We start from the raw sequence: 4,915 nt of genomic DNA on the forward strand, positions 1-4,915 counted from the left end.
TATAGTTAATTTCTGGAGGGTCTCCCGGTGCAAGCCAACGTCCCATTCGACAAAAGATTAAAGCGTATCGTGCGTCGTCACGACAAGATGTCAAACGGTGTTGTCCGGACTGTTAAGTCCGACGGCCTGATTGTTGCGCGTCCTCGCCTTTATAAACCTAAGTTCCCCCTCAAGGGCCTGATCATTGTTCTGGCGCTTGGCTTCTTGTTCAAGGGTTTGTTGTTGGCCTACATTGGTGACGCAGGATACACAGAGCGCCTGACCGCTTTGCAGTCCGGTACCGTTGTGGAACAAGTTGGGGCGTGGGTTATGCAACCTGATCCGGTCACGACGATCGTCGCTGGTGGTATTGCGACAATTCTTCCACAGTAAGTGAACGAATAATGAAAACGAAAAGGCCGCGCTGGTAAAGCGCGGCCTTTCGCATTTCAATGATGTATTCGTTTAGCGTGCGACGCGTGTCGCAATATCTTCGATGTCGCCATATGTCAGGCCGATATCGTCCAACTCACGTGCTGTCAGCTTGGACAATGAATTGCGTGTGACGCGCGCGTCATTCCATGCAGCAAAAGCGCTGAACATGTTGATGAAAACTGTAGATACGTTGCCTGCGGAGAGACCAGAAGCAGGACGGGATGTGTCAAAAGCGGCCATGGCCATATTCCTTAAGTTTCTTGCTGCATTGCAGCGTTAATCTGATGAGGGGCATCTAGGAGGGAAGTGACCCGACCACCAGTGCCATTTCGACATATGTCATATGCGTTTTCAGCATGCCTAATTTTTGTGCATGAATGCGCGCAAACCCTTTGTTTATATAGCACTAATTCTGTCGACTTTGACACTTCAGGTGACGCTTTCTGACCCCAATTGCGGCGACGCTGCGTCAACTGGGCTTGCGAAGTGTCTTGGTCTTTGTTCGCCTTTTGTGCTAACCAAGTTCAGATAATAATAAAAAAGAGGCGAGCAATGCGTGTTTTAGGGATTGATCCGGGACTGCGGAACATGGGTTGGGGCGTCATTGATGTGGTTGGATCTCGAATCAGCCATGTCGCCAATGGCATTTGTCATTCGACCGGAACCGATCTTGGATCGCGCCTGTTGTCGTTACACCAGCAACTGACTGATGTGCTTCTGACCTACCAACCAGAGACTGCCGCGGTTGAGCAGACTTTTGTGAACAAAGACGGGGTCGGCACACTGAAACTTGGCCAAGCCCGGGGCATCGCGATGTTGGTGCCTGCGCAGGCGGGGATTAGTATTGGCGAATATGCTCCGAATGCCGTCAAGAAAACGGTGGTTGGTGTGGGTCACGCCGACAAACAGCAAGTCGCGCATATGGTGAAAGTTCAATTACCGGGAGTGCAGTTCGCGGGGCCTGATGCGGCGGATGCATTGGCGATTGCGATCTGTCATTCCTTTCACGCCCAATCGTCCAGTACGTTGGCCAAAGCATTGGCGAGGGCAGGCGCATGATTGGTAAAATCGCGGGCCGTCTGGAATACCGCAGCACAGACCATATTTTAATTGATGTGCGCGGGATCGGGTACCTTGTCTATGTCTCTGACCGCGTGATGGCGGGATTGCCTGCCAATGGCGAAGCGGTGGCGTTGTTTACAGATTTGTTGGTGCGTGAAGACAATCTGCAACTGTTTGGATTTACGACCTTGGTCGAAAAAGAATGGCACCGCCTTTTGATGTCGGTTCAGGGCATCGGCGCGAAGGCGGCTATGGCGATCATGGGCACGCTTGGTGCGGATGGAGTCAGCCGTGCTATCGCACTGGGCGACTGGAACGCGCTGGCCAAGGCCAAGGGCGTCGGTCCTAAAACCGCGCAGCGGGTGTCGATCGAGCTTAAAGACAAAGCGCCAGGTGTCATGGCAATGGGCGGCACAATTTCCGAGGCGCAGGGTGATGATGTGATCGAGGTTTCAGAACCGACGCCAGTGCGCACATCGACACCGCGCAAAGCCAATCCCGCACAATCAGAGGCACTGTCAGCATTAGGCAATCTGGGTTACGCCCCCGGGGATGCGGCGGGGGCCGTGGCGCAAGCTGCAGGTGACGCGCCTGATGCAGATACCTCTGCCTTGATCCGTGCGGCCTTGAAGCTGTTGGCCCCAACGGGGTAGGGATAGCCGATGGACCAACCTGACCCCACTTTGCGCCCCGATCCGCAGCCCGAGGACAACGACCGCGCGCTGCGCCCCCAAACGCTTGATGCGTTTATTGGTCAAAAAGAAGCGCGCGCGAACTTGTCCGTCTTTATTGAAAGTGCGCGCCGCCGTGGCGAGGCGATGGATCACACGTTGTTCCATGGCCCACCCGGTTTAGGGAAAACGACGCTGGCGCAGATCATGGCGCGGGAATTGGGTGTGAATTTTCGCATGACCTCTGGCCCTGTGTTGGCTAAGGCGGGTGACCTCGCGGCGATCCTGACAAACCTCGAAGCCCGCGATGTGCTGTTTATTGACGAAATCCACCGCCTGAACCCTGCGGTCGAAGAAATCCTTTATCCTGCACTTGAGGACTTTGAACTTGATCTGGTGATTGGCGAAGGCCCAGCGGCGCGCACTGTGCGTATCGAGCTGCAGCCGTTTACGTTGGTAGGTGCCACGACCCGTATGGGGCTTTTGACGACGCCGCTGCGTGACCGTTTTGGTATTCCGACACGGTTGGAATTCTATTCGCAGGAAGAACTGCACGAGATTGTAACCCGAGGTGCCCGCTTAATGGGGGCGCCTGCTGCCCCAGAAGGCGCAGCCGAGATTGCACGACGTGCACGGGGGACACCGCGTATCGCGGGTCGCCTGCTGCGCCGTGTTGTCGATTTTGCGATTGTCGAAGGTGACGGCACTGTAACCCAAGCTATCGCTGATCGTGCACTGACCCGATTGGGCGTGGATCATCTGGGCTTGGATAATGCTGATCGTCGCTATCTGCGCTTGGTCGCGGAGAGCTATGCGGGTGGTCCTGTCGGGATCGAGACGTTGTCTGCTGCTTTGTCGGAAAGCCGTGACAGTTTGGAAGAAGTGATCGAGCCTTATTTGTTGCAAAAGGGTCTGATCCAGCGCACTCCGCGCGGGCGGATGTTGGCGCAGGCAGCTTGGACGCATTTGGGTCTGGATGCGCCCAAACCGCATTCGGATTTGTTTGGTTGATGGCGGGGATGCCTCCGGCGGGAGTTTTAAGGGCAAGATGATGAGTGATGTAGAGCCACTATTTACCCGTGCGGATGGGTCTTACGTCTTTGCGCGGTGGGGGCGGCCGATCGTGCCTGTGATTTTCGGTGTCGATGACGCGTCGTTGGCGATGTTCAAGGGCGCCATTGAAGCGGTTGTTGGTCTTGCTGGTCATAAGATGGCCGAGACCGATCCAGAGCTTGGTGCCAACGTCATGGTCTTTTTCTGCCGCGAATGGGCCGAACTGGGCGAAGTGCCGAACCTTGATAAACTCGTGCCTGATATGCCGTCACTGATTATCAAACTTCAGAAGGCGGATGCTAATCAGTACCGCATTTTCCGCTTTGATGATGCGGGCGCTATTCAGGCAGCGTTCGTTTTTTTGCGGATGGACGAACATTTGTCGGCCGTTGCCGCGGATACACTCGCGCTGAGCCAAGCGGTTCAGATCATATTGCTTTGGTCGGATACTGCATTTGACACCAAGCCACCGCTCGCCTTGCTGGAAGGCAATGCTGTGCTGCGCCCTGAAATTGCGGATGTCATTCGTGCCGCATATGATCGGGTCATGCCTGCCGCTGCTCAAGACGCCAGCCATGCTATGCGATTGGCAGCTCGGATCCGGCCGCCGTCATGATACACCGTTTTCCTGTACGTGTTTATTACGAAGATACTGACCTTGCGGGCATCGTCTATTATGCCAATTATCTTAAATTCATTGAGCGTGCCCGCAGTGAGTGGGTTCGCGAACTAGGCATCGATCAGGCGCAGATGAAGGCCGAAGGTCTGGTTTTCGCCGTCCGCCGAGTTGAAGCAGATTATCTTTCGCCCGCAAGATACGACGACGAATTGACAGTTGAAACCTCAATGCAGGCTGGATCGGGTGTGCGTTTAATTGTCCGCCAAGATGTTAAACGTGGCGAGGAAGTGCTGTTTTCGGCGCGCGTCACCATCATTTGCATGACAGCACAGGGTGCTGTGGCCCGCCTACCGGCAGCGATCCGCCAATCTGTGCACTAGAAACACGCTGATTTCGCAGATGTGATGTGAGATTGGTTGGATTTCCCCGTGCACATGCGGTATGTTCGCTGATAATCAGAGCCCGAAATCGGGCCTAAAGGCAGAGCAGGCACATGGAAGCAGCACACGAATTCACAATGTGGGCGTTGTTCGCGCGCGCGACAATTACCGTAAAAATCGTTATGATCATGCTAATTGCAGCCTCTATTTGGTGCTGGGCCGTGATCATCGACAAAACCATCCAATACCGAAAAGCCCGCGCAGAAGCAGAGGTTTTTGATCGGGCGTTCTGGTCCGGCGAGCCTTTGGATGCGCTATTCGACAAAATAGGGTCAGAACCGGACGGCCCGTCGGAAAAGATATTTGCTGCAGGTATGCTTGAATGGCGCAGATCACATAGGCAAGATGGCGGCTTGATCGCCGGTGCGACGGCGCGGATCGACCGTTCTATGGATGTGGCGATCGCGAAACAGGCGGCTTCTTTGCAAAAAGGTCTGCCGGTTCTGGCAACAGTCGGATCGACCGCCCCGTTTGTGGGCCTGTTCGGTACGGTCTGGGGTATCATGAACGCCTTTATCGAAATCGCCGAGGCACAAACAACCAACCTTGCCGTTGTGGCCCCTGGTATCGCGGAAGCTTTGCTTGCGACGGGTTTAGGACTGCTCGCGGCGATCCCAGCAGTTATTTATTACAACAAACTTTCCTCTGATAGTGAC

Annotated in this window: 8 protein-coding genes; 7 read left to right on the forward strand and 1 reads right to left on the reverse strand. The window is 54.9% G+C overall.

All coding sequences use genetic code 11. The annotated features are described in order from the left end of the window. Positions 1 to 27: 27 nt before the first annotated feature. Complete coding sequence (locus QZ197_RS14725) at positions 28 to 372, forward strand: hypothetical protein (RefSeq protein ID WP_296432907.1); 345 nt, start codon at positions 28 to 30, stop codon at positions 370 to 372. Between the two features lie 72 nt (positions 373 to 444). Here the strand turns inward: QZ197_RS14725 and QZ197_RS14730 are convergent, their stop codons facing one another. After that, positions 445 to 654 carry a DUF1127 domain-containing protein gene (locus QZ197_RS14730; RefSeq protein WP_296432908.1) on the reverse strand — a complete coding sequence of 70 codons (210 nt, stop codon included), beginning with the start codon at positions 652 to 654 and terminating at the stop codon, positions 445 to 447. A gap of 312 nt (positions 655 to 966) precedes the next feature. Here QZ197_RS14730 and ruvC point away from each other — a divergent pair, with 312 nt between their 5' ends. The 6 genes from ruvC to tolQ form a co-directional block, all read left to right on the forward strand. Continuing rightward, positions 967 to 1,473: a crossover junction endodeoxyribonuclease RuvC gene (ruvC, locus tag QZ197_RS14735; protein WP_296432909.1), complete on the forward strand. Its 507-nt coding sequence runs from the start codon at positions 967 to 969 to the stop codon at positions 1,471 to 1,473. Next, positions 1,470 to 2,129 (forward strand): Holliday junction branch migration protein RuvA, encoded by a 660-nt coding sequence (gene ruvA / locus QZ197_RS14740; RefSeq protein WP_296432910.1) that lies wholly within the window; start codon positions 1,470 to 1,472, stop codon positions 2,127 to 2,129. The genes ruvC and ruvA overlap by 4 nt, the downstream gene beginning before the upstream one ends. A 9-nt stretch (positions 2,130 to 2,138) precedes the next feature. After that, positions 2,139 to 3,158 (forward strand): Holliday junction branch migration DNA helicase RuvB, encoded by a 1,020-nt coding sequence (gene ruvB, locus QZ197_RS14745; protein ID WP_296432911.1) that lies wholly within the window; start codon positions 2,139 to 2,141, stop codon positions 3,156 to 3,158. Between the two features lie 37 nt (positions 3,159 to 3,195). After that, positions 3,196 to 3,816 (forward strand): hypothetical protein, encoded by a 621-nt coding sequence (locus tag QZ197_RS14750; RefSeq protein WP_296432912.1) that lies wholly within the window; start codon positions 3,196 to 3,198, stop codon positions 3,814 to 3,816. Continuing rightward, complete coding sequence (gene ybgC, locus QZ197_RS14755; protein ID WP_296432913.1) at positions 3,813 to 4,199, forward strand: tol-pal system-associated acyl-CoA thioesterase; 387 nt, start codon at positions 3,813 to 3,815, stop codon at positions 4,197 to 4,199. Before QZ197_RS14750 ends, ybgC begins: the two co-directional genes overlap by 4 nt. Before the next feature lie 113 nt (positions 4,200 to 4,312). Beyond that, positions 4,313 to 4,915, forward strand: a 603-nt coding sequence (gene tolQ / locus QZ197_RS14760) for a protein TolQ (RefSeq protein ID WP_296432914.1), incomplete at its 3' end; no start/stop codon positions are given.

The organism is Yoonia sp. (assembly GCF_017854415.1).
GTDB lineage: Bacteria > Pseudomonadota > Alphaproteobacteria > Rhodobacterales > Rhodobacteraceae > Yoonia.